Origin of the sequence: Salinicola rhizosphaerae, from assembly GCF_014652715.1 — a bacterium.
In the GTDB taxonomy this organism is placed as follows: domain Bacteria; phylum Pseudomonadota; class Gammaproteobacteria; order Pseudomonadales; family Halomonadaceae; genus Salinicola; species Salinicola rhizosphaerae.
On record NZ_BMZI01000001.1, the window covers coordinates 65,914 to 89,605 of the forward strand.

Consider the following 23,692-nt stretch of genomic DNA (forward strand, 5'->3'; position numbering starts at 1 on the left):
ACTTTCCGCCAACGGATAAGTGGGTGAGAAAAAGTAGCGTCATGGACTAATGAGACTGGCCAAGTTGCGACGGGTATTTGTCATCGACAAAGCCGGCAGAGTCTGATTTTTATCGTCCTTGAAAACTTTTGTAATCAGGGGTTTTATAACGAGGTGACGGAACTCGAAGATAAATCAATGATTACGCAATAAATTTGGTTTACATCGTTTTTTGAAAGGCTTGTTGGCTTCGTGATTTTGGCCGGCCGAGTGGGAGAAGTTTCAGCTTTGCCGGGATAACGATAAGCGCTAGCTTGCCATCAGTAGACTTTAGTCCCGAGTTTTCCGGCCCGACGGTTTCGACCCCGCAGCTCCCCGATATGGCAGGCGATATCTGTCGATAGGTCGACACGTTGGTCGATTTGCCGTCGATGGCGAAAACCGAAGCGGCCTTTCTCGTCCGTCTACCTGAATTCCAATAACGGTTTTTCCAGACACCTATAACCACGCGCAGGGGAATCATCCATGTTCACGTTTTCTATCATCGATGCGCTGACGGGAGAGGTCGTCGACACCCTGGAACCGGGTGACGCGATTGCACGCGATCTGCTCAGCGACGACTACCTGCTCGAGGCGACGCCGACCGATAGCGCGGATTTTCTGGCCAGCGATATCTCCTCGGTGACTCTGACCGTCACCGACGCGGCGGGTGTCGAAAGCACGCAGACCGCCGAAGAGAGCCCCTATCGGTTTTCTCTCTCGCCGGCCTGGGAGAGCGGCATAGCCAGCTTCGTGCTGGAAGGTTTTGGCGCTGGCGGCGATCCGCTCGCCAACAGCGAACAGGCCTTTGACGTCGAGATCGTCGGTAGCGAGGGCTGGGTGGATGGCGTCTATACGCTGCAGGGCGAGTCGCTCTCGACCGATGATGGCACATCGACTGCAGACACCGTGATTCGCGATGCGAGCAATCCGGAGAGCAGCAGCGCGGCCGGTGACGATGGCCTCTGGGACAATCATAGCGGCAGCGGTTACCTGGACATGGGGGGGCAGGTTGGCGATGCGGCCTATTTCGAGGTCGATGTCGAGACTGCCGGTGTCTACGAGCTCGATGTCCGCTATGCCAGCAGTGGCTCCAGCTCCCGCCCGCTGAACGTGCTCGTCGATGGCACCGATCAAGGCACGCTTGCGCTGGCATCGACCGGGACCGGAACGGCGGGATGGGAAACCTGGGCGCACGCCACGTTGACGCTGACGCTCTCCGCCGGCACCAACGTGATTCGGCTCGAGAATGTGATCGGTGGCGGTCCCAATATCGATAGTCTGACGCTGACCGCCGTGCCGGACGTGGATGACGGCGACGATGCGCTGGTGATCCAGGCCGAGGACCCGGCGCTGTTGAGTATCGACGACAGCGGCGCCACCACCAGCCAGACGCTGACTCGGGTCGTCGATGCCGATAACCCCGACGCGCTCGGTAACGTGCGCGGTGGGGCGATCGGCGGTGCTTACGTGGATTTCGGCACCGATGCCGGCGATGCGATGACGCTGGCGGTGACGCCGGACGAGGCCGGGCTCTACACCGCGACCATTCGCTACGCCAATGGTGGCACGAGCGATCGGCCGCTGCTGCTGAGCGTCAACGGTGGCGATGCCGTACTGGTCTCCTTTCCGCCGACCGGCAGCTGGAATACCTGGGGCGAGGTCGAGGTCTCCGTATCGCTGCCCGCCGGCGAAAACGCGGTGACGCTGACGCTACCTACCGCAGCTCAGGGCGGCGTTGCCAATGGTCCCAATATCGACCAGATCGGCTTCGAATACGCCGAAGCACTGCCTGACGACCCGACACTGGTGTTCCAGATCGAGGGCGAAGCGCTGACCATCGAGGATACCGGCGCCGCGGATACGGTCGTGCGCGACGCGAACAACACCGAGACCAGCGGTGGCGGTGCGGATGGTTTGTGGGGGGACTTCAGCGGCAGCGGCTATCTCGACATGGGTGGCCAGGCCGGCGATGCCGCTTCCTTCAACGTCAGCGTCGGCGAAGCGGGCACCTACCTGTTGACGGTGCGCTACGCCAGCAGTGGCACGGCCGACCGGCCGATGGCGGTCTCGGTCGATGGTGACAATCAGGGCACGCTGGCGTTCGCCTCGACCGGTACCGGCAGTGCCGGGTGGGAGAACTGGACCGAGACGACGATCGAAGTCGACCTCAGCGCCGGTGACAACGTGATCCGGCTGGCGAACGTCGGTAGCACCGGGCCGAACATCGATGCGATTTCCCTGAACACGATCGACGCTTCCGGTGAAGAGCCCACGGTCGAGCCGGGGGATCGCTTCTCGATCAAGATCAATTTTCAGCCGGATGGCTCGACCACGCCGGATGGCTATATTGCCGACACCGGCCAGGCCTTTGGCACACAGTCATTCCAGGTCGATGGGCAGACCTATCAGTACGGCTGGGTGACCGAAGAGTCCATCGCCGATGGTACCGCCAACGGCACGACGCCGATGGCGATTGCCGGCCAGGACGCCGACGCGCTGGGTGACCGAAGCGACACCTTGACCGATGTCGACCCGCTCCAGGCGACCTATGCCGGTTTTTCCAAGCCCGGCTACAGTGACAGCGCGGGCTGGGAGGTCGAACTCGAGGACGGTTACTACGAGGTCACCATTTCGATTGGCGATAGCGGCGGCGCCTATGACAGCGTCAACGTCATCAACGCCGAGGGGGAGTCGTTCGGTGAACTGACGTCCGAGAGACCGGACGACTTTCCGGCGGACGACGACCCGACCGACGACAGCGATGGCTACCGTTCGACGCTGATTACGCGGATCGTCCAGGTGACCGACGGGCGTTTGACGCTGGATTCGATCGGGCTGGACAGCGACAACACCGAGATCCAGTACATCGAGATTCAGTCGCTTCCCGACCTCACGCCGGATGACGATCGCGAGGCGCCGGAGGATTACGCCTACTTTACCGATCCCCGCGCGGTCGCGGGCGTCGGTGAATCGCAGGTCGAGGTGCACCTGCAGTCCGATGACGGCAGCGTGCCGACGGGTATCGATCCGACATCGGATCTCTTCATCGGCATCTCGGTCGTCGACGGGCGCGGCGGCGCCTTGCTCGAGAGCCTCAACGATGGCTCGGTGCGGCTTTTCAACACCGTGACTGGCGAAGAGGTCGCCTTCAACATCAACACCACCGGCGGATTCGACTCCCTGACGATCTCGCCGGTGGGTGAACTCGACGAATACACCAGCTATACGCTGGTCATCGATGGCTTCCAGGATCGCGGCGACAACACCGACCCGGATGCGCCCACGCGCGAGTTCCAGAAGTTCACCACGACCTTCGTGACCGGCGCGGAGCCGGAGATTCAGGATAGCGAAGTCGCGTTCGACACGACGGTGGAGCTCAACGGCGCGGAGGATGGTGCGTACTTGTTTACCTCGATCACCATGTCGCCGGACTACTCCAAGATCTACGTCTCGACGATGAACGGAGAGATCATCCGCTACGACGTCGACGCGACGACGGGGGCGCTCTCCAACGAGCAGGTACTCGCGCTCGACTATTTTCAGGGCGAGGATGGCGCGCGAGGCATTCTCGGGCTGACTTTCGATCCGACCGATCCCAACGTGCTGTGGGTGACGGATAACTACCCGATTCCGCTGACCGGGCGCGATAACGGCGTGCCCGACTTCAGCGGTCGTATCAGCAAGATCACCATCGACGACAGTGACGAGACGTTCACCGCGACGGCGGAAACCTATATCACCGGGTTGCCGCGCTCCAACGGTGACCACGTCACCAACAGCCTCACCTTTCATGCCAATCCGGAGTACGACGCGGTCACCAACCCCGACGTGCCGCCGTATCTGCTGTATGTCTCCCAAGGCGCCAACACGGCCATGGGCGGTGACGACAGTGCCTGGGGCAATCGGCCCGAACGTTTGCTCAACGCCGCGATTCTCGAAATCGACCCGACGCGCGAGGCGCCGGAGGGGGGCTTCGATGTCTCTACTGAACCGTTACCGACGGATGGCTCGAACACTCGCTATACGGATGACGACGGCGATCTGAAAAACGGCCCGATCGACATGGGTGGCGGACAGTACCTGGTATTCGCCGAGGACGGCACGGCGACCATGCAGGACGCGGACGGCAATATCCTGCTCGAGTACTACGACCCCTATGCCGAAGATGCCGTGCTCAAGATCTATGCCACGGGCATCCGCAACGGCTACGACCTGGTATGGCACTCCAACGGCAATCTCTACGTGCCGACCAACGGTTCGGCGGCCGGCGGCGTCACGCCCGACGATCCGTCGACCGCCTACGACGAGGCGCTGATCAACGTCGGCATCGAGGACGACTGGCTGTTCAAGGTCGAGGAGGGCGGGTACTACGGCCATCCCGATCCGCTGCGGGACGAGTATATCCTCAACGGCGGCAACCCGACCGACGGCGAAGACGTCAACGAAACCGACGAGTATCAGGTCGGCACCGATCCGGACAGCAACTACCAGATCGATGACGTCTATTCGCTGGGAACCAACCGCTCCCCGAACGGCGCCATCGAATACACCAGCAATATCTTCGGTGCCACGCTGGCTGGCAGTCTGCTGTTCGTCGAGTACTCCGGGGGAGACGACATCCGCTGGATCTCGCTGGACGAGGACGGCAATGTCTCGTCGGACACCGTGCTGCGAGACGTCGACGGTAACGTGATCTCGTATGTCGACCCGCTCGATATCATCGAGAATCCGCTGACCGGTCAGCTCTATTTGATGACGCTCAATCGTAGCACCGGAGAGAGCCAGGTCATTCGGCTCGATCCCGTTCCGGGTGACGCCATCGATCTCGATCCGGATGTCGATCTGGTGTCGATCATGACCATCCAGGCCGAAGACGAGACGCAGGCGGTCATTGCTTCGGGGGCGGATGCGCAGATCGTGATTCGCGACGGCGACAATCCTGAAACCGCCAACGTCGGTTCCGAGTACGGGGTACGTCCTGGCGCCTATGGACTGGATGGTAACACCGACGACAGCGATGGCGTCGTCGGCGGCTATGCCGACTTCGGCAGCACCAATGCCGATTTCATCACCTTCACCGCCGATATCAGCGCTGCAGATGCCGGGGATGCCGTTCTGCGCGTGCGCTTCGGTACGGGCGGTACGACCGACCGCCCGCTCGAGGTGTTCGTCAACGGCACGAGCATCGGCACCTACGTGTTCTCGCCACCGGTCGGCGCGAGCGGCAATACCGCATGGAACACCTGGCAGACGCTGGATATTCCGGCCGAACTGGTGGCGGGTGCCAATACGATCACCTTCCAGTCGGTCAACAATACCGGCCCGAACATCGATCAGCTGGAGATCCTCAAGGAGGACACGACGCCGGGCTATGCGATCTACGAGGCCGAGACGGCCGAGCTCGACGGCGGGGCGGTGGTGATCTCTTCAGACGATACCGACCGTGGGGCCTCCGGCAGCGGATTCGTCGACTTCGTCGGCACGGGTGATCAGAGCGTGACCTGGACGGTGGATGCGGCGACCAGTGGCATCTACGAGGTGACGGTGCGCTACTCGTTGACCAGTGGCAAGGCGGATCGACCGATGGGACTCACGGTCAACGGTGCCGCTTACGAAAACGTCAATTTTCCGGCAACGAGCCAGACGGTCAGCGACTGGGTGACGCAGACGTTCAGCGTCACGCTGGCCGCCGGTAGCAACACGATCTCGCTGACGGCCCCCAACGGCGTCGGGCCGGATATCGACTCGCTGCAGATCGACGACGAGCCGAGCACGGCCTTCGGCGACGGTGACATCAATGTCGTCAGCACGGACCCGGCTTATTTCACCGATCGTATCGCGTTCAACTACCTCGAGGTGAACGACGCCACGAGCAATGCCGATGGCCCTCGCGAGTACAAGGACAGCGGCTCGGTCGTGATCAGCAACAGCGGAGAGGGCGATCTCGATGTCTCGAGCATCACGGTCAGCGGACCGTTCATGCTGGCCGATCCGGATGCGCTCGACGATCTGACGCTGGCCCCGGGCGCATCGGTCGAGGTCGAGGTGCTGTTCAACCGCGACGCGTATACGCCACCCACCGATAACGCCGACAGCGGCGTCTTCACCGGCGCGCTGACGATCGTCTCCGACGATGCCGACCAGCCCGTGACCGAGATCCAGCTGGCAGGCTTCTGGCAAGCGCGGGACGAAGGCGGGTGGGAACCCAACCTCAACGAACTGTGGGAAGTCTACGGATTCGGCAACACCATCGAGGGCTTGTCCACGCTCGATGGTGGCGGCGAGTCTGCGCTCTCCGACGCCGGACTCTACCAGGCAGCCAACGACGAGGAGGTGATGTCGCGTTACTGGCAGATCGCCGATGGCGTCGAGACGGCGACCATCACGCAGCTGGCCGCGCTGCACGGCTATGGCGGATCGTTGATGGCGATTCACGCCCCCGGCGACAAGTCGACCCGCTCCGTGCTGCTTAACCACGCCAGCGATAATAGTCAGACGCTGCTGCCCCTGACGAGTAGTGGTGCCTATGCGACCACCACGCTCACGCGTGACCAGATACCGGATAGCTGGCTCGGCGACGACGTCTTCGGGCTGTCGAGCGCCAATTTCTCCTCCGACCCGTCACTGAACGGAGCCGGCATCGGCACGCCCGATGCCGAAGACGAGGGGCTGCAGCGCGGCTACATGGTACGCATGATCCAGGCGCTCGACAGCGACGGCAATGCCATTGCCAACACGTATTTCATGGTCGTCGACTTCAACGGCATCAACTACGACTATCAGGACAACGTCTATCTGATCCAGGGTATCGAACCTGCGACCCGATCCCCGTTCAACGACACGGGCACTCCCTGGGCGCTGGACGAGAGCGGGCTGACGCTGGATGCGGCGCTGTTCGACGAAGGCGCCCCGTACGTTGCCTACCATGACTCGAGCGAAACACAGCTCGGCAGCGACTTTCGCGATACCGGCGTCGATATCGTCGGCGAGGGCGATGCCATCGGCAATATCCAGAATGGCGAGTGGGTCGAGTACACCATCAATGTCGAGACCGCCGGTGCCTACAATCTCTCTTTCCTGACGGCTCTGGGTGCCTCTGGCGGGAATGCCAGGTCGATTACGGCCTCTTTCACCTCCGACGCCGGTAACTACGAAACCACCACGGTGGGCGTCGATTACAGCGGCAGCTGGAGCAACTACGAATCGACGGATACCGGCAACGTGGTACTGGAGGCGGGCGAGCAGACGATGCGATTGACCTTCAACGGCGGCTCGATGAACGTGGCGTCGTTCTCCTTCGTCGAAGCAACGCAGACGGCATTCACCGAGGATGGCACGCCCTGGGAGATCGGCGAGGGGCTGACGATCGATGCGGCGGACTACGACGTCGGCGGCCCGGAAATCGCCTACCAGGACAGCAGCGAAGATCAGCTCGGCGTGGATACCCGCGGTGAAGGCGTCGATCTTCGCGACGATGGTCAGTCGATTGGTTGGATTGCCGATAATGAATGGGTCGAGTACACGATCGACGTGGCCGAAGCCGGCACCTACCAGCTCTCGTTCGCGGCGGCGACGATGTCCAACGGCCGAACCGTGACGGCGAGTGTCGAGCAGGACGGGGTTGAGTACACCAGTGCGTCGCCGCAGGCGGTGACCAATACCGGCGGCTGGACCAACTACCAGCAGAACGATGGCATCGCGCTGGATCTGGCGGCCGGCGAGCAGACCTTGCGGCTGACGTTCAACGGCGGCGCGATGAACCTGCAGTCGTTCACGCTGACGCCGGAGGCGGCCGCAACGACGACATCCACCAGCGTCATGAGTCTGATGATGGCGTCGGTCAGCGATCAGACGGAAGCCATGCTGGAGACGATTGCCGACGTCTTCGCGCCGGACGACGATGTGGCGGTGGCCGGCGTGGATGACAACCCGGATACGACGACCATCGCCTGAATGGCAGGCTGTCGCCCGCGCGGCAGCTATTGCCTGAACCTCCAAGCGCCGATGGTATCCATCGGCGCTTTTTTGCGGGCTTCACGGCGGTTTTTGCGAGTGCTCTGGCGGGCGCTTCGGGATTGTCTTGCCGTCGTCGATGGCCGCTGTTGCGCTAGTTCACTTGCCGACGTTGCCACGGAAGTGGCTTTAGCGCGGCAATGATCACGATCATGCAGACCAGTGAAGAAGCGAACATCGAGGCGACGACGAATCCGAGTGTTTCCGGCAGCAGGGTCGAGAGCGCGCTCAAGACACCGGCGATGCCGAACTGACAGGCGCCCAGTAGCGAGGCGGCGGTGCCACCGTGATGCTCGAAGTACTCCATGAAACAGGCCTGATTGTTCGGCACCACGCCGCCCTGGGCGCCGATGGTGATCATCATGGCGGGAAGGAAGAGCCACACCGAGGCATGGGTCCAGGTCATCAGGAGCAGCAGCAGGACGCCGACGAACTGCACGCTCAGGCAGGTGATCAGGATCTGGCGCGAGCTGAAGCGGTTGAGCAGGGCACGATTGGTAAGATTGACCAGCAGCATTATGACGATATTGGCGCCGAACAGCAGCGAGAAGACGCTTTCCGAACGGCCGAAATGCGCCTGATAGATGAACGATGCATGGGTAATGAAGAGCATCATCACCGAGAAACCGAATGCCTGCAGCGCAATGAACGGCAGCGCCGGTCGCGTCGAGAAGACCGCGCGGTAGCGGGTGAGCAGCGTGTCGGCATGGTGATTGGCGTTGCCATCCTGCGAGTGGCGCAGCACGAAGATGGTCTGGATCGGAATCAGGCAGAGCGCGTAGATCGCCAGGAACCAGAAAATGACGTGCCAGCCGCCGACGGCGAGCAGAGCACTGCCGATACTGGGTGCGATGCCCGGGGCCAGCACCATGATCAGGCCGATCATGCTGAACAGCTTGGCCGCCTCACGGCCTTGCACCTGGTCGCGCACCAGCGCTGGAACCAGAACCATGACCCAACCGCCGCCGAAGGCCTGCAGCGCCCTGAACAGCAGCAGGCTGTCGAGTGAGGCAGCCTGGCTGACGCCAACGCAGGCCGCGATGAAAATGACGAGGCCTGCATACATGACGCGTTTGCGGCCGATTCGATCCGATAGCGGGCCGCCGACCAGCTGGCCTACGGCCAGACCGAAAATGTAGACCGAGAGGCTGCGCGAAACCTCGCCGATACCGGTACCAAGGGCCTCGGCCATGGAGGGAAAAGCGGGTAGATAGGCGTCGATGGACAGGGGGCCCAGCGCCATGGTCATGGCCAGGACGAAAGGCAGTGCAGCGGAGTAGGTGCGAGACATGAAGATGATGACGGCTTCGGCAGTTAGTTGAAGGCGTCAACTATATTGACGCCAGCTATCATATTCAACTTTCGGCGATATGCCGGAATTGAGGTCCCGGGTTCGACGTCAACGGGGCTGAGGTGAACAACTGACGTGGGCGATCAGGCCGTGCGATAGGCGTACGCCATTTCCGCCAGTAACCCGCGACCGCCGGCGAGCGTCAGGGCCAGGTCCTGCAGGCAGTCCCATACCGGCAGCGGGCTCGCGCCCTTGATGGCCAGATCGATGCGCTGGGCGAACATCAGTAGCTTGTGAAGACGGCGCTGCGGCAGACGCTTGAGCGCCTGCTGATAGCCGGGGCGACGCTTTTCGGGAATCATCGGACGCTGCGCCTTGCAGGCGTGGTCCAGGCTCTGCCCCTGATCGAGATGCTGAAAGATCGATAGCAGCGTGCGCAGCTCCCGCGTCAGCGCCCACAGCACCACCGGAGCTTCGACACCTTCCTGGCGCAGGCCAGCCACGACACGCGTCACGCGATCCCGTTCCCCGCGCAGACAGGCATCGGTCAGGGTAAACACGTCATAGCGAGCGCTGCTTTCGACGCCACTGGCGATGGTGTCGACGCTGAGCCGAGCGTTGGGTGGCATCAGCAACGCCAGCTTCTGCAGCTCCTGATCGGCGGCGAGCAGGTTACCTTCGGTGCGCTCGCCAAGCAGGCGAGCGGCCTCCATATCGATGTTGAGTCCGTGGAGGTTGGCGCGGTCACGAATCCAGAACCCCAGGCGCTGATGATCCACCGGCCAGACGGGAACGAACAGCCCCAGCTTGTCGAGCGTCTTGAACCACTTGCTGGATTGCGCCTTGCGGTCCAGGCGTTGGCTGGAGAGCAGCAGCACGTTGTCGCTGTCGCCGGCCTGTTCGGCGTAGGCTTCCAGCGCCTTGCTGCCCTCCTGACCGGGCGACTGGCTACCCAGACGAACCTCGATCAGTTTGCTGGAAGCGAACAGCGACAGGCTGGCTGCCGACTCGAGTAGCTGGGTCCACTGAAAACCCGATTCGACATGCAGAATCTCGCGCTCTTCGATACCGCGATCACGGGCCGTGCGGCGCACCGCATCGCAGGCTTCCATGTGGATCAGCGGCTCGTCGCCTGCCACCATCACCACCGGTGGCAGCCGCTTGTCCAGCGAGGCCTGAAGCTTGTCGGGGAAGACCTTCATGGGGTCTCGAGAGCACCGAGCCGGTCGATCAACTGGTCCGCCGCCTGTTCGCGCAGGCGCTGTACGGCTTCGTCGCGTACCTGATTGCCGGCATAGATGTCATCGGTCGACAGCAGCACCGTCGTCGAGGTCTCCAGCTGCTGCTGATTGAGCACGTAGGCGTCGTCGGCAACACGCTGTACCGAGAAGGGCGCGGTCAGCGTGATCTCCGTCTCGCGGCTGCCGGAGTCCGCCCGCGTCAGTCGATTCGAGGCGATGCGCTCGTCACCCAGGTTGACGCGAAGATCGGCGTCGTCGGAGACCTCCGTGCCGGCCTGTTCCAGCGCGCGGCGAACGGTCTCGCTGAACGGCGAGACGTTGGCGCTCAGACCGACTTCCGACATGCCCAGCAGCGGCTGATGCATGCCGCGCAGCTGAAAACCGCAGCCCGCCATCGTGATGACGGCAAGCGTAACCAGGCCGATGCCGACGGCCTGACGCGCACGACGCGAAAAAGCGCGATGCATCATGAGAGAACTCCTTGTCCGATGACGGCGCCAACTCGGTGGCGCCGGGCAGATGTGCAGCATGATCGCTCGTCGGGCGCGATCCGTTGGCGACAAAGCCAGTTAGCGACACGGTCAGTTAGCGACACGGTCAGTTGGCAACAATGTTGACCAGCTTGCCGGGAACCACGATGACCTTGCGAATGCTCTTGCCTTCGATGTGGCGCTGAACGTTCTCCGCTGCCATTGCCTGCTGCTCGATCGCTGCCTTGTCGGCGTTGGCGGGAACGTCCAGACGCGCACGCAGCTTACCGTTGACCTGCACCGCCAGTTCGATGCTCGCCTTCACCAGCGCGCTCTCGTCGACCGTCGGCCAGTCGGCGTCGATCACGGGCGATTCATGGCCCAGCGTCTGCCATAGCGCGTGGCAGGCGTGTGGGGTGATTGGCGCCAGCAGCAGCACACAGGCCTCGATGGCCTCGCGCGCGACGGCCAGCCCCTGTGGCGAGGTGTCCTCGAAGCGGGCCAGCGCATTGGTCAGCTCCATCACGGCTGCGATCGCCGTATTGAAGGTCGTGCGGCGGCCAATATCATCACCGGCCTTGGCAATCGTTTCGTGCGTCTTGCGGCGCAGGTCCTTCTGCACATCGTCGAGTGCGGCGACGTCCAGCGCTGCCGGAGAGCCGGCCTCGGTGTGATCGGCGACCAGCTTCCACAGCCGTTTGAGGAAGCGGTGCGCGCCTTCCACACCGGAGTCCGACCACTCGAGCGACTGCTCCGGCGGTGCCGCGAACATCATGAACAGACGCACGGTGTCCGCACCGAATCGGTCGATCATCGCCTGCGGGTCGACGCCGTTGTTCTTCGACTTCGACATCTTCTCGATGCCACCCATCTGCACCGGTTGGCCATCGCTCGCGAGTGTCGCGCTGGTCGGTCGACCCTTTTCATCACGCTCGACCTCGACGTCCGCCGGGTTGAACCACTCCTTGCCGCCGTTGGCCTCTTCGCGATAGAAGGTTTCCGCGATCACCATGCCCTGGGTCAGCAGGCGCTGGAAGGGTTCGTCGCCGTTGACCAGGCCTTCGTCGCGCATCAGCTTGTGGAAGAAGCGCGCGTAGAGCAGGTGCAGAATCGCGTGTTCGATACCGCCGATGTAGAGATCCACCGGCAGCCAGTAGTTGGCGCGTTCGTCGAGCATCGCCTCCGGGTTGTCGGCGCAGCAGAAGCGCGCGTAGTACCAGGAGGACTCCATGAAGGTGTCGAACGTATCGGTCTCGCGGGTCCAGCCGTCGCCGAGATCGTAGAACTCGGGCATCTTCTTCAACGGCGAGCCGGAGGCATCGACTTCGATCTCCTGTGGCAGTGCGACCGGCAGCTCCTCGTCGGTCAGCGGCACGGTCTGGCCTTCCGGGTCGTATTTGACCGGGATCGGCGCGCCCCAGTAGCGCTGACGTGCCACGCCCCAGTCGCGCAGGCGGAAGTTGATCTTCAACTTGCCGCGGCCGAGCGACTCGAGCCGCCCGGCGATGGCGTCGAACGCGGCCTCGAACGCCAGTCCGTCGAATTCACCGGAGTGGATAAGCTGGCCGTGCTCGACGAATGCGCCGGCCGAGAGATCCGGGACGCCACCGTCGGCATCGGCGATCACAGGGGTGATCGGCAACTGGTACTTGGTTGCGAACTCCCAGTCGCGCTGATCATGGGCGGGCACGGCCATGACGGCGCCGGTGCCGTACTCCATCAGCACGAAGTTGGCGACGAAGATCGGCACTTCATCACCGGTCAGCGGATGGATCGCGCGCAGGCCGGTGTCACGCCCGCGTTTCTCCATGGTGGCGAGCTCCGCCTCGGAGTTGCCACCCTGCTGGCACTCGACGAGAAAGTCGGCGAGCGCCGGATCGCTCTCGGCGGCGCGCCTGGCCAGCGGATGGCCAGCGGCGACGGCGACGTAGGTGACGCCGAAGAGTGTGTCCGGGCGCGTGGTGTAGACATCCAGGCGCTCGTCGCTGCCGGCAACGTCGAAGGCCAGTTCGACCCCGCGCGAGCGGCCGATCCAGTTGCGCTGCATCGTCTTGACCTGCTCGGGCCACTCGACCTTGTCGAGATCGGCGAGCAGCTCATCGGCATAGTCGGTGATCTTCAAGAACCACAGCGGGATCTCCTTGCGCTCGACGCGCGCGCCGGAGCGCCAGCCTCGGCCGTCGATGACCTGCTCGTTGGCGAGCACGGTCTGATCGACCGGGTCCCAGTTGACCGTGGACATCTTCTTGTAGACGACGCCTTTCTCGACCAGTTTGGCGAAGAACCACTGCTCCCAGCGGTAGTAGTCGATATCGCAGGTGGCGAATTCGCGATCCCAATCGTAAGCGAAACCGAGCGCTTTCAATTGACCGCGCATGTAGTCGATGTTGGCGTAGGTCCATTCGCCGGGCGGTACCCGATTCTTGATCGCGGCGTTCTCTGCCGGCATGCCGAAAGCATCCCAGCCCATCGGTTGGAGAACGTTCTTGCCCTGCATGCGCTGAAAGCGGGTCACCACGTCGCCGATGGTGTAGTTGCGCACGTGGCCCATGTGCAGCTTGCCGCTGGGATAGGGGAACATCGACAGGCAGTAGAACTTCTCGCGGGTTGCGTCCTCGACGGCCTTGAAGCTCTGATGTTCGTTCCAATACTGCTGGGCGGCGTTTTCGATCGCTTGTGGGTTGTACTGTGCGTCCATCGGTTCGGTCAGGCACCTTGCGTTCGGCGTGTGGAAGCGCCAGATTCCCCGCGAAAAGCTATACTCGTGACAGGTAAACGAAAGCGGGGCCGGCGATTTTTTTCAGGCCCACAAGCATACCCCAGACCCGGTGCGGCAGGTAGGGGCCCGGGGCAGGTGCATGAGCCCGACGCCCGGCAAGCGGTAGCCAAGGAGGTAACGATGGACGAGCGCGATACACGATTGGATTCCCAGCCGTCAGCCGAGCCGCGTTCACGCCTGAGCGAGGCGTACGAGCGCGTGCTCACACGATTGAAGGACAACGGCGGAGAGCTCTCCTGGGAAAGCTTTCAGCGCGAGCTCGACGAGGCGGTAGCGTTCGAGGCCGAGTTTGAAGAGTTCACCAAGGATGAAGCGGCACTGCTGCGCGCCTGGGTCGAGCGCGACATGCGAGATTTTCGTCAGTTTCTGGCCAAGGGCGGTGAGGGCATTGCGACCTGGCTGGGTATCGATCTCGACGTGCTGTCGCGACGCGTCTCGGAGGCGCTGTTCTCGATTGCCGATCGCACGACCATCGACCGCGAGCGCTTCGATGACGACCTGGAAGCGGCGCGTGCCGATTATACGGCGGGCGAAGTCGCCATGCCTGGCGTCATGAGCTGCGTTCACTGCGGATCACGGGTGACGCTTGCCCAGGTCGGGCGGCTGGAGGCCTGCCACGCCTGCGGCCATCGCTATTTTCAGCGCGAGCGCGGCGGCGCCGGCGAATGAGCCTCGGGGTGGCGGCGTTCCAGGGACGGACTTCTCGTCAGCGGTGTGACACATCCCCCTTGACCTTCCTGCGCGCTACCCTCGAGCTCGCTGCGCGCTGAACCTTACTCGTCGACTTTGGTCTCATCGACATTCGTGAGGCCACATTCAACGAGGAGGGCGTGTGTTCGTTTCACCCCGGCATTCTCTGATTGGCGCCACGCTGACTGGCGCCACGCTGACTGGCGCCACGCTGACTGGCGCCACGCTGGCCGGTTGTTTGGGGCTGTCGGCGACGCCCGCGCTGGCGGACAGCGCCACCGACGACGCCGATGCCATGCGTGATGCAGAATGCCCCGGCTGGCTACCCGCGAAGACGCAGTGTTTCAAGGGGCAAGACACTCACGGGGCGTATTACTGGATCGCCATTCCGGCGGACTGGAATCACAAGCTCGTGCTGCACAGCCACGGCGGCCCGCGTCCCAACGCGCCCAAGCCCGACGACCCCGTGAATATCGACCTGCGGCAATACGATGTGATGGTGCGCGAGGGCTACGCCTGGGCCGGGTCCAGCTATCGCCGCGGCGGCTATGGCGTGCGCATGGCGGCCGCCGATACCGATCACCTGCGCGAGATCTTCACCGCGCGCTTCGGCAAGCCAGCGCGAACCTATCTCCACGGCCAGTCATGGGGTGGCAACGTCGCCGCCAAGACGATGGAGCTCTACGGTGACGGTGATGAGTCCGGAGATCACGCCTCGCAAGGATCCCCTTATGACGGTGCGCTGTTGACCAGCGGCGTACTGGGTGGCGGTACGCAGGCCTATCAGTTTCGCGCTGACCTGCGGGCGGTCTATCAATACTACTGCGCCAATCACCCGTATCCCGACGAGCCGCAATATCCGCTGTGGGAGGGGTTGCCCGAAGGCAGCGACATGACGCCCGAGGAGCTCAACGCGCGGGTCGATGCCTGTACCGGCGTCGATCTACCGCCCGAGCAGCGAACCCCGCTGCAGCAGCAGACGCTGGATAATATCGTCGACGTGATTCGCATTCCGGCAAAGACCCTCAAGGCGCACATGCGCTGGTCGACGTTCCTGTTCCAGGACATGGTGGAGCAGCGCCTCGGCGGCGCCAGCCCGTTCTCCAATCGCGGGGTCAAGTACAGCGGTTCGATCAATGACGACGCCTTGAATGCGGGTATCTCGCGCTTCGACGAGGATGCCAAGGCCGTCAAGATGCTCGGGGAGGATGCTGGTCTCAGCGGCGATACCGACCTGCCGACCATCACCATGCACGCGATCGACGACCCGATCATCTTCGTCGAGAACGAGTGGCTCTACCGACGTGCGCGCGAGCGGAGTGGCACCGCCGATACGCTGGTTCAGCTCTACACCGACGAAGCCGAACACAGCGCACTATCGACGCCACAGTACGCGGCGGCGCTGGAGGCCCTGGATCGCTGGGTGGAACAGGGACAGAAGCCGACGCCGAAGCGCGTCGCGGCGGAGTGCGAGGCGCGTGAAGCGACCGTCTACGGCGGCAAGTGCCACTTCGATACGGACTATCAGGTCGCCGAGTGGCGGGCGCGCGTCTATGCGCGCCAGCCCTGACGCCGATTCTGACATCCGTGGCGTCGCCGCGTTCAAAGTGCCGGCTGGGCCGCTGGCGCTGTCTCTCGCCGCCATTCACGCTCATCCGCGTCCAATGCGCGATGGGCGGATTCCGGTAGCTTGAGCCCACCCCACATGGCCAGCAGCGTGATCGCGATCAGATAGATGGCCGGCGCCAGATTGTTGCCGGTCTGATCGATCAGCCAGGTCGCGACCAGTGGCGCGGTGCCGCCAAAGATGGTGTAGGAGACGTTGTAGCAGAGCGCAGAGGCGGTATAGCGCACGCGGGTCGGGAACTGTTCGGAGAGCAGCACCGCCGTGACGACGCCACAGATGACGGCGCCGATCGCCATCAGCGCCGCCCCGATCAGCGACGGCAGCCACGCTCCGCTGCCGGCCAGCAGATAGGCCGGGAATACCGCCACGATCAGGCTGACGCCAGCGCTCATCACGGTACGCCGACGACCGACCCGGTCGGCATAGCGGCCGACGAACGGACATAGCAGACCGGCGAAGATCAGTGCGCCCAGACTCGCCAGCAGCGCCGTGGTCTGCGTGGCGCCACCGACCACCTGCATGTAGGTCGTGAAGTAGGTCGTGAACATGTAGAACGACAACGCCGTCACCGAGATGAACGCGCTCAGGCAGAAGATGGTCGCGCCATGACTGCGGACGGTCTCGCCGAGCGGCGCCTGCGGGACGGCGTGCTCTGCCTTCAGCGCCTGAAACGCGGGCGACTCGTCCAGCTTCAGCCGCATGTAAAGGCCGATCAGGCCGAGCGGCGCCGCCACCAGAAACGGAATGCGCCAGCCCCAGGTACTCAGCGCCTCTTCTGACAGGATCAGCCCGACCACGTAGGCCAGCGCCGCCGCCGTGGCGAAGGCGAGAAAGGTCGACACCGGCACGAAGCTGCCGTATCGCGCCTTGCGCGTTCGCGGCGCGTGCTCCATGACGAAGGCGCAGGCCCCGGCGTATTCGCCGCCGGCCGAGAAACCCTGGACGCAGCGCGCCAGTGCCAGCGCCAGCGGCGCCAGCAGTCCCACGCTTGCGTAAGTCGGCAGCAGACCGATCACGGTGGTGGCACCGGCCATCAGCAGGACCGTGACGGCGAGAATGCGCTTGCGGCCGATGCGATCACCCAGCATGCCGAAGAAGATGCCGCCGAGCGGGCGCAGCGCGAATGACACGGCGAATACCGCAAATGTCTGCAGCAGGGCCAGCGAGTCGTCGCCAGGTGGAAAGAAGTGGTGCGAGATGACGACGGCGAGAAACCCGTAGACGGCGAAATCGAACCACTCGACGAAGTTGCCGATCGCCGAGGCGGCGATCACCTTGCGAAGCGTGGCGCTGTCGACCTCGGTCGTTGGGGCGGAAGCGAAACGGGCATTGTTATTGTTGGACTCTGGCGATGACATCGAATTGTCTCCTCTGACGCCATAAGGGGCAGGAAAGCACTTGGCCTTTCCAGCCTATGGCGTCGGAGGGGGCGGGGCGGTGGCTCGGGCGACGGAGAGCGTTCTCCCCGCGACATCCCGACCATGGCTGATCGCACGAGAACCGCGCGGCCAGCCATTTCATGCGGGCAGCTCTGCTGATTTAGGCAGGCCGGCTCATGTGGGCAATGACGCTCATGTGTTCAAGGACGTTAAAGAGGATCAGTCGTCGGCCAGCCCCAGCTGGTGGCGCACGCGCGCCAGCGAGTCCGCCTGCGACTGCGCGTAAAGAGTGAACTCGTCGACGACCGGCCGGCCAAGCGCGAGTTCGAAGGCCGCCTGGTTCGACTGCTCGGCGTAGGCCTGGTGCTGGGCATCGCCGAGATTGGACTGGAAGATGCCGGCGGCGCTGACGGGCAGAAAATCCTCATAGGTGATCGGCAAGGCGTCGACCCAGCCCTCGATGACCAGCGTATCGACATCGCCCGCGGCGACATCGCCCCTTGCCAGGCGCTGGCGCCCCTCGTCGCTGATCCGGTAGTGGAAGTAGGCCAGCCCCTCGCGGCGGATCGACTCGATGTCGTCGGGGAACTCGACGAAGACCTGGCTCAGATGACGCTGATGCGCGAGATTGTCGCTGGCGGCAGGCGCCTGGCGCGAGCGGCTCAGCAGCGCGTCGTATCGCGCGCGGCCTTCGGGCGTCAGCGCCATGCCGCGCTGCTCGATCTCGCCGAAGCGAGCGGTATGACTGCCCTGGTGCGGGTTGCCCTCGCTTGCGTCTTCCGCCGGGGCGTCGGCGGCGAATCGGACCGGCTCCTCGAGTGCCTTGAAGCTGGTCTGTCGCAGCAGGATCGGCCACCGGCGCTGGGGCGGGCCCTCGATCACGGCCTTTGGCGTGATGCCGTAGTCGGGCATGGCTGCCTGGGCGGCATCGATGTCCAGCGTGCGCGGTGTCAGATGGTTGATGTGCGGTCCGCGAAAGCAGACCACATCGGCGATCAGCCGGTGGGCATCGTGCAGCGCGCGGTAGGTCGTCTCGTCCACTGTCGCATCCCGATGCCAGCGAAAGGTTTCGAGGATCTCGGTGACGAAGCGCTCGGCCTGATCGGGAGCGAATCCGCCCTGACGCTCGCCGAGCGCGATCAACTCACGCGCACCGGGAGTGAAGATATCGCGGCGGGCGAGAATGGAAGCCGCCTGTCGGCGCAGCGCGTCGTCCTCGATCAGTTCCAGGCGCAGGAGCGACGTGAAAACGCGAAAGGGGTTGCGCTTCAGCGCCTCGTCGTCGACCGGCCGAAACGCGGTCGAATGGACCGGCACGCCGGCTTCCGACAGGTCGTAGTAACTGACCGGGACCATGCCCATCAGCGCGAAGACGCGACGCAGCGTGGAGAGTTCCTCCGCGGTGCCGACCCGGATCGCGCCGTGGCGCTCGACGTCGAGCCGAGAAAGCTCTCCCTCGGCGTCAAGGCGCTGGAGCAGTGTCGGGTCGGCGTCCAGCGTGCGTCGGTTGATGTCGGCAACGAGTTCCAGCAGCGTGCCGTACTGCGGCACTTCCTGGCGGTACATCTCCGACATGGCGTGAGAAAACGCACCGCGAATCTCGTCGGGAGAGACCCGACTGGATGGCACTGGCACGTCAGGTGAGTCGGCAGGGCGGAAGGGAGAATCTGGCGGGGCCATGGCGCTCTCGATCACGGAAGTGAGAGCACCATGCAACGCTAACCGCGCGAGGCTGACAAGAGCCGAGGTGAACCAAGGGGCCAATCGCTAAAGCGCGCGTCGCATTTGTGAATCACGGCGCGCGGCTCGTGCTAAGCCTTGATCCCTAGCGCTGTCGGGTGGCTTTGTTGCGCCGCGCACCGAGGACGCCCGGCACCAGCAGAATCAGCGACACAAGCCACGTCGGCCAGCTGCCGGTGCGAGTGAACGGCGTCAGCCCGGTCATCGGCACGATGTCGCCGACCACCGTCGCCGGTTCGAACTGCGGGGCGCGCTCGTGCAGTCGGCCCTGGTCGTCGATGATCGCGGTCACGCCGTTACTGGTGGCGCGGACCACGTAGCGGCCGTTCTCAAGGGCACGCAGACGCGCCATCTGCAGATGCTGCAGCGGACCGATGGAGCGACCAAACCAGGTATCGTTGGAGATCGTCAGCAGCACGTTGGCATCACGCGCACGTTCGGCCACCAGGTCGGGATAGACGATCTCGTAGCAGATGGCGCTTCCGATGGCGATGCCGTGGGTCAGAATCGGCGGCTGCGAGTCCGCGCCGGCGGCGAAGTCCGACATCGGCAGGTTGAAGAAGTCGATCACGCCGCGCAGGAGGAAGTCGAGCGGCAGGAACTCGCCGAACGGCACCAGATGTGATTTTCGGTACTCGCCGCGGGTCGCGCCGACGCCGATGATGGCGTTGTAGTAATCGCCGTTGGCCTCACGCTGCACGATACCGGTCAGCAGCGCGGAGTCCGGCGGTAGCGTGGACTGCAACCGCTCGAGAAACGGGCGGGCCTGATCGGCAAACAGCGGCAGCGCCGTCTCCGGCCAGATGATCAGGTCGGCGTCGTCATCAAGCTCTCGCGTCATGCGGGTGTAGGTATTGACCGCGTTACGCTGGCCTTCGGCACTCCATTTGGCGAGCTGGGGCAAATCGCCCTGGATCAGCCCGACGCGCAGCGGATCGGCCGCCTGCTCGGTCCAGTGGCTGGGCAGCGCCAACGGAGTCAGCCAGAGCGCCGCGATGGGCGCGGCCGCCCACCAGCGTCGCCGGCAGAATTCGACCAGCAGCGTGCCGGTGAGGGCGACGATCAGCGAGAGCAGATAGACACCGCCGATCGGCGCCCAGGGCGCGAGTGGCGAGTCGACGTGGGCGCTGCCCAGCAAGAGCCAGGGAAAGCCGGTGAACGCCCAGCTGCGAAACGCTTCGCCCATCACCCAGGCGCCGGCGAAACCGAGAAACGCCAGTGTCGGCGACGTGAAGCGCCGGTAGAGCCCGAAGATGACGGCGTGGAAGAGCGCGAGGGTGCCGACGAACAGCGCGGTCAGAAACAGCGCCAGCGGCACGCTGGTATAGCCGTAATCGTGAATCGAGACATAGACCCAAGATGTGCCGGTGCCGAACAGGCCGACGCCGAACAGCCAGCCGCGCAGCGTTGCCTGAGCCACGGTCAGTCGATGCTGACCCAGATACATCAGGGCGACGGCAACCGGACCCAGCCACCAGAGATGGAAGGGCGCGAACGTCAGCGTGGAGAAGCCACCGGCAATCAGCGCGGCAAGATAGCCGGGCCAGGGGCGATTCGCCGAGATCAGAGGCTTGGCGGCAGACCGTGAATGGGCGGCGGGCATGGGAGCGCTCCAGGGGAAAAGCGCTCCTTATAACAAAGATCGGATCAAAATGCGTCCGCTAACAGCGTAATGGCAGAAATGCCCGCGGCGCATTCAGCTTTCGGTGCGAGGCTCCGCTTCGTCCTCGATTTCGACCGGGACGGGCTGCGCCTGCAGCAGGCGGATGCGCCGATTGTCGGCATTGAGAACCGTGAAGCGCCAGTCGCCGAGATCGGTGTACTCATTGCGTCGCGGCAGGTGGCCGAAGCGCTGCATGATCAGGCCGCCCACCGTGTCGAACTCCTCGTCGGAGAATTCGGTGTCGAACTGCTCGTTGAAATCCTCGATCGGCGTCAGGGCGCGCACGGCGAAGCTGCCGTCGCCCAGATCGCGAATGTCCTCTTCTTCGTCGGTGTCGTGCTCGTCTTCGATGTCGCCGACGATCTGCTCGAGGATATCCTCGATGGTGACGATGCCCGCGGTGCCGCCGTATTCATCGACCACGATCGCCATGTGATTGTGCGTGTCGCGGAACTCCTTGAGCAGGCTGTTGAGACGTTTGGACTCCGGCACGAACATGGCGGGGCGCAGGACGTCGCGCAGCGAGAAGGCGTCGCGCTGCTCGCGGTTGCGCTCGAGCAGTGGCAGCAGATCCTTGACCAGCAGGATACCGAGCACGTCATCGAGGTTGTCGTCGATGACCGGGTAGCGGGAGTGCGCGGTCTCCAGGATGATCGGCAGGCAGTCTTCCGGGCGCTGATCGACGGCGATGGCGGTGACCTGGGAGCGGGGAATCATGACCTCGCGAACCTGCTGATCGCTGATCTGGAACGCGCCTTCGATGATCGTCAGCGCATCCTGATCCAGATTGAGGCGGGGGCCAGCCTCACGCAGGAACGTCAGGAGCTCCTCGCGGGAGCTGGGTTCGTCGAAATCGCTCGAGAAGGTGCTGATCAGTTTTTCCAACCAGGATCGACTCTGGCTACTCGATCGGTCTTCGCTCATGACAGGGGTCTCTTGTCCTCGGATAGCGCACGGAGAGAAAGCCGACTCGCAAGGTTGGCGAGTCGGAGAAAAAGAGTCACCGTCCGCCGATGACGTGGCGGAGGCTCGTCGAAAAGCCGGGTCGGGGAACGCGTCCCGCCCCGGGCGTGATCGGGCGTTGCATCGCAGGTGCTATTGACGCGTGACCGAACGGTAATATTCGACCGAACGGCAGCGCTCGGCCCGCGGTGCCGGCGGGGTTCGGATGTCGCGAATGACGCCATCATCGACGATGACTGGCGTATCGGGAATGACCTGAGTGTCGAGAGCGACACGGGTATCGAAAATGACATGGGCTTAGTCGTCGGCGTCCAGCTCGTCGATTCGATAGGGGTCGGCAATGTCGAAGCGTGCGAGCAGGCTGCGCTCCAGCGCTTCCATCTGTTCGGCTTCTGCTTCATCTATATGGTCATGGCCCAGCAAATGCAAGCAGCCGTGAATGACCAGATGGGCGTAGTGGTCGAGCAGCGTCTTGCGCTGTGCCAGCGCTTCGTCGACGACTACGGCGTGGCAGATGACCAGGTCGCCGAGCAGAGGCAGTTCGATGCCTGGCGGCGTCTCGAAGGGGAAGGATAGCACGTTGGTGGGCTTGTCCTTGCCACGGTAGTCGCGGTTGAGCTGGCGACTCTCTTCGCTTTCGACGAAGCGAATCGTCAGCTCGTGACGAGGATCGCTCTCGGCACGCAGCACCTCGGCAACCCAGCGCTCGAGATCCGTCTGAGAAGGCAGCTGCGACTCGAGCACCGCTTCCACCGCGACCTGACGGTCGATCTCGACGTTCATGAGCTGGCGTCGCCGCGCGAGGCGCTCTGCTGCGCCGCTTCGGCATCGAGCCGCGCCTGCTTGCGCTCTTCACGACGCTGGCGCTGCGCCGCTTCCTCGTTGGCCTCGAAATGATCGTAGGCTTCGATGATGCGCTGCACCAACGGATGTCGGACCACGTCCTTCGGCGCGAACTGGGTGATGCCGATGCCGGCCGTGTCACGCAGCACTTCCAGCACGTGTATGAGCCCGGAGCTCGAGCCACGCGGCAGATCGACCTGCGTGGCATCGCCGGTAATCACCGCCGTCGAGCCGAAGCCAATGCGCGTCAGGAACATCTTCATCTGCTCGCGGGTGGTGTTCTGGCTCTCGTCGAGAATGATGAAAGCGTTGTTCAGCGTTCGACCGCGCATGTAGGCCAGCGGCGCGATCTCGATCACCTGGCGCTCGATCAACTTGTTGACCTGTTCGAAGCCGAGCATCTCGTAGAGCGCGTCGTAGAGCGGGCGCAGGTACGGGTCGATCTTCTGGGCCAGGTCGCCGGGCAGAAAACCCAGCTTCTCGCCGGCTTCGACGGCCGGGCGCACCAGCAGAATGCGACGGACTTCCTGACGGTTGAGCGCTTCCACCGCGGCGGCGACGGCGAGATAGGTCTTGCCCGTACCGGCCGGCCCGATCCCGAAGTTGATGTCGTGACGCCGGATGCTGGCCACGTAGCCCTGCTGGTTGAAGCCGCGTGGCTTGATCATCGCTCGCGGCGTGCGAATGATCAGGCCGCCGCCTTCGACATCGCCCGTCTCTTCCTCGAGTGCTTCGATACCTGACTCCTGCAGATAGAGATGCACGGTGTCCGGCAGGAGCTCCTCGGCTTCGGTCTCGCGGTAGAGATGCTCGAGCACGTTCGTCGCCGCCTTGACGCTGGCGTCGGGACCGGCGAGCTGGAAAAGGTTTCCCCGATTGCGCACCGTCACGCCCAGGCGATTCTCGATCAGCCTGAGATGCTCGTCGCGCTGGCCGCTGAGGCTGGCCAGGCGCATGGGGTCGTTGGGTTCT

13 protein-coding genes are annotated in these 23,692 nt (G+C 63.7%); 3 read left to right on the plus strand and 10 right to left on the minus strand.

Translation table 11 applies throughout. From position 1 onward, the window contains the following. The first annotated feature begins 504 nt into the window (after window positions 1-504). Entirely contained in the window at window positions 505-7,974 is a 7,470-nt protein-coding gene (locus IE125_RS00255; protein ID WP_189442600.1) for a carbohydrate-binding protein, read from the plus strand. Window positions 7,975-8,128: 154 nt separating this feature from the next. Here IE125_RS00255 and IE125_RS00260 read toward each other — a convergent pair whose 3' ends face one another. From IE125_RS00260 to leuS, 4 genes are all read right to left on the minus strand, one after another. Further along, window positions 8,129-9,325: a multidrug effflux MFS transporter gene (locus tag IE125_RS00260; protein ID WP_189442601.1), complete on the minus strand. Its 1,197-nt coding sequence runs from the start codon at window positions 9,323-9,325 to the stop codon at window positions 8,129-8,131. 143 nt (window positions 9,326-9,468) lie between these two features. Beyond that, window positions 9,469-10,527 (minus strand): DNA polymerase III subunit delta, encoded by a 1,059-nt coding sequence (gene holA, locus IE125_RS00265; RefSeq protein ID WP_189442602.1) that lies wholly within the window; start codon window positions 10,525-10,527, stop codon window positions 9,469-9,471. Beyond that, complete coding sequence (locus IE125_RS00270) at window positions 10,524-11,036, minus strand: LPS-assembly lipoprotein LptE (RefSeq protein ID WP_189442603.1); 513 nt, start codon at window positions 11,034-11,036, stop codon at window positions 10,524-10,526. Before IE125_RS00270 ends, holA begins: the two co-directional genes overlap by 4 nt. Window positions 11,037-11,163: 127 nt before the next feature. Continuing rightward, window positions 11,164-13,734 (minus strand): leucine--tRNA ligase, encoded by a 2,571-nt coding sequence (gene leuS / locus IE125_RS00275; RefSeq protein ID WP_189442604.1) that lies wholly within the window; start codon window positions 13,732-13,734, stop codon window positions 11,164-11,166. 201 nt (window positions 13,735-13,935) lie between these two features. Between leuS and IE125_RS00280 the strand changes: the two genes are divergently transcribed. Together IE125_RS00280 and IE125_RS00285 are read left to right on the plus strand one after the other, a co-directional pair. After that, window positions 13,936-14,484: a zinc ribbon-containing protein gene (locus tag IE125_RS00280; protein ID WP_189442605.1), complete on the plus strand. Its 549-nt coding sequence runs from the start codon at window positions 13,936-13,938 to the stop codon at window positions 14,482-14,484. Window positions 14,485-14,647: 163 nt separating this feature from the next. Continuing rightward, window positions 14,648-16,075 (plus strand): alpha/beta hydrolase family protein, encoded by a 1,428-nt coding sequence (locus IE125_RS00285; protein ID WP_189442606.1) that lies wholly within the window; start codon window positions 14,648-14,650, stop codon window positions 16,073-16,075. A gap of 32 nt (window positions 16,076-16,107) precedes the next feature. Here IE125_RS00285 and IE125_RS00290 read toward each other — a convergent pair whose 3' ends face one another. The 6 genes from IE125_RS00290 to IE125_RS00315 all read right to left on the minus strand — a co-directional run bounded on the left by IE125_RS00290 (window position 16,108) and on the right by IE125_RS00315 (window position 23,676). Continuing rightward, window positions 16,108-17,490 carry an MFS transporter gene (locus IE125_RS00290; RefSeq protein WP_189442607.1) on the minus strand — a complete coding sequence of 461 codons (1,383 nt, stop codon included), beginning with the start codon at window positions 17,488-17,490 and terminating at the stop codon, window positions 16,108-16,110. A gap of 240 nt (window positions 17,491-17,730) precedes the next feature. Next, the gene (gene hglS / locus IE125_RS00295; RefSeq protein WP_189442608.1) at window positions 17,731-19,191 is read right to left on the minus strand and encodes a 2-oxoadipate dioxygenase/decarboxylase HglS; all 1,461 of its coding nucleotides are present in this window, start codon (window positions 19,189-19,191) and stop codon (window positions 17,731-17,733) included. 145 nt (window positions 19,192-19,336) lie between these two features. Next, window positions 19,337-20,854, minus strand: a complete 1,518-nt coding sequence (gene lnt, locus IE125_RS00300) for an apolipoprotein N-acyltransferase (RefSeq protein ID WP_189442609.1) — start codon at window positions 20,852-20,854, stop codon at window positions 19,337-19,339. Between the two features lie 93 nt (window positions 20,855-20,947). Next, entirely contained in the window at window positions 20,948-21,838 is an 891-nt protein-coding gene (locus IE125_RS00305; protein ID WP_189442610.1) for a CorC family transporter, read from the minus strand. Between the two features lie 336 nt (window positions 21,839-22,174). Further along, on the minus strand, window positions 22,175-22,660 hold the full coding sequence (gene ybeY / locus IE125_RS00310) for an rRNA maturation RNase YbeY (protein WP_189442611.1): 486 nt from the start codon (window positions 22,658-22,660) through the stop codon (window positions 22,175-22,177). After that, on the minus strand, window positions 22,657-23,676 hold the full coding sequence (locus tag IE125_RS00315; protein ID WP_189443148.1) for a PhoH family protein: 1,020 nt from the start codon (window positions 23,674-23,676) through the stop codon (window positions 22,657-22,659). The genes ybeY and IE125_RS00315 overlap by 4 nt, the downstream gene beginning before the upstream one ends. Window positions 23,677-23,692: the final 16 nt, after the last annotated feature.

Excerpts from the sequence above, each read along its gene's own strand:
- IE125_RS00255 (WP_189442600.1), top strand. The coding sequence starts at position 505 with ATGTTCACGTTTTCTATCATCGATGCGCTGACGGGAGAGGTCGTCGAC.
- IE125_RS00260 (WP_189442601.1), bottom strand. The coding sequence starts at position 9,325 with ATGTCTCGCACCTACTCCGCTGCACTGCCTTTCGTCCTGGCCATGACC.
- holA (WP_189442602.1), bottom strand. The coding sequence starts at position 10,527 with ATGAAGGTCTTCCCCGACAAGCTTCAGGCCTCGCTGGACAAGCGGCTG.
- IE125_RS00270 (WP_189442603.1), bottom strand. The coding sequence starts at position 11,036 with ATGATGCATCGCGCTTTTTCGCGTCGTGCGCGTCAGGCCGTCGGCATC.
- leuS (WP_189442604.1), bottom strand. The coding sequence starts at position 13,734 with ATGGACGCACAGTACAACCCACAAGCGATCGAAAACGCCGCCCAGCAG.
- IE125_RS00280 (WP_189442605.1), top strand. The coding sequence starts at position 13,936 with ATGGACGAGCGCGATACACGATTGGATTCCCAGCCGTCAGCCGAGCCG.
- IE125_RS00290 (WP_189442607.1), bottom strand. The coding sequence starts at position 17,490 with ATGTCATCGCCAGAGTCCAACAATAACAATGCCCGTTTCGCTTCCGCC.
- hglS (WP_189442608.1), bottom strand. The coding sequence starts at position 19,191 with ATGGCCCCGCCAGATTCTCCCTTCCGCCCTGCCGACTCACCTGACGTG.
- lnt (WP_189442609.1), bottom strand. The coding sequence starts at position 20,854 with ATGCCCGCCGCCCATTCACGGTCTGCCGCCAAGCCTCTGATCTCGGCG.
- IE125_RS00305 (WP_189442610.1), bottom strand. The coding sequence starts at position 21,838 with ATGAGCGAAGACCGATCGAGTAGCCAGAGTCGATCCTGGTTGGAAAAA.
- ybeY (WP_189442611.1), bottom strand. The coding sequence starts at position 22,660 with ATGAACGTCGAGATCGACCGTCAGGTCGCGGTGGAAGCGGTGCTCGAG.
- IE125_RS00315 (WP_189443148.1), bottom strand. The coding sequence starts at position 23,676 with ATGCGCCTGGCCAGCCTCAGCGGCCAGCGCGACGAGCATCTCAGGCTG.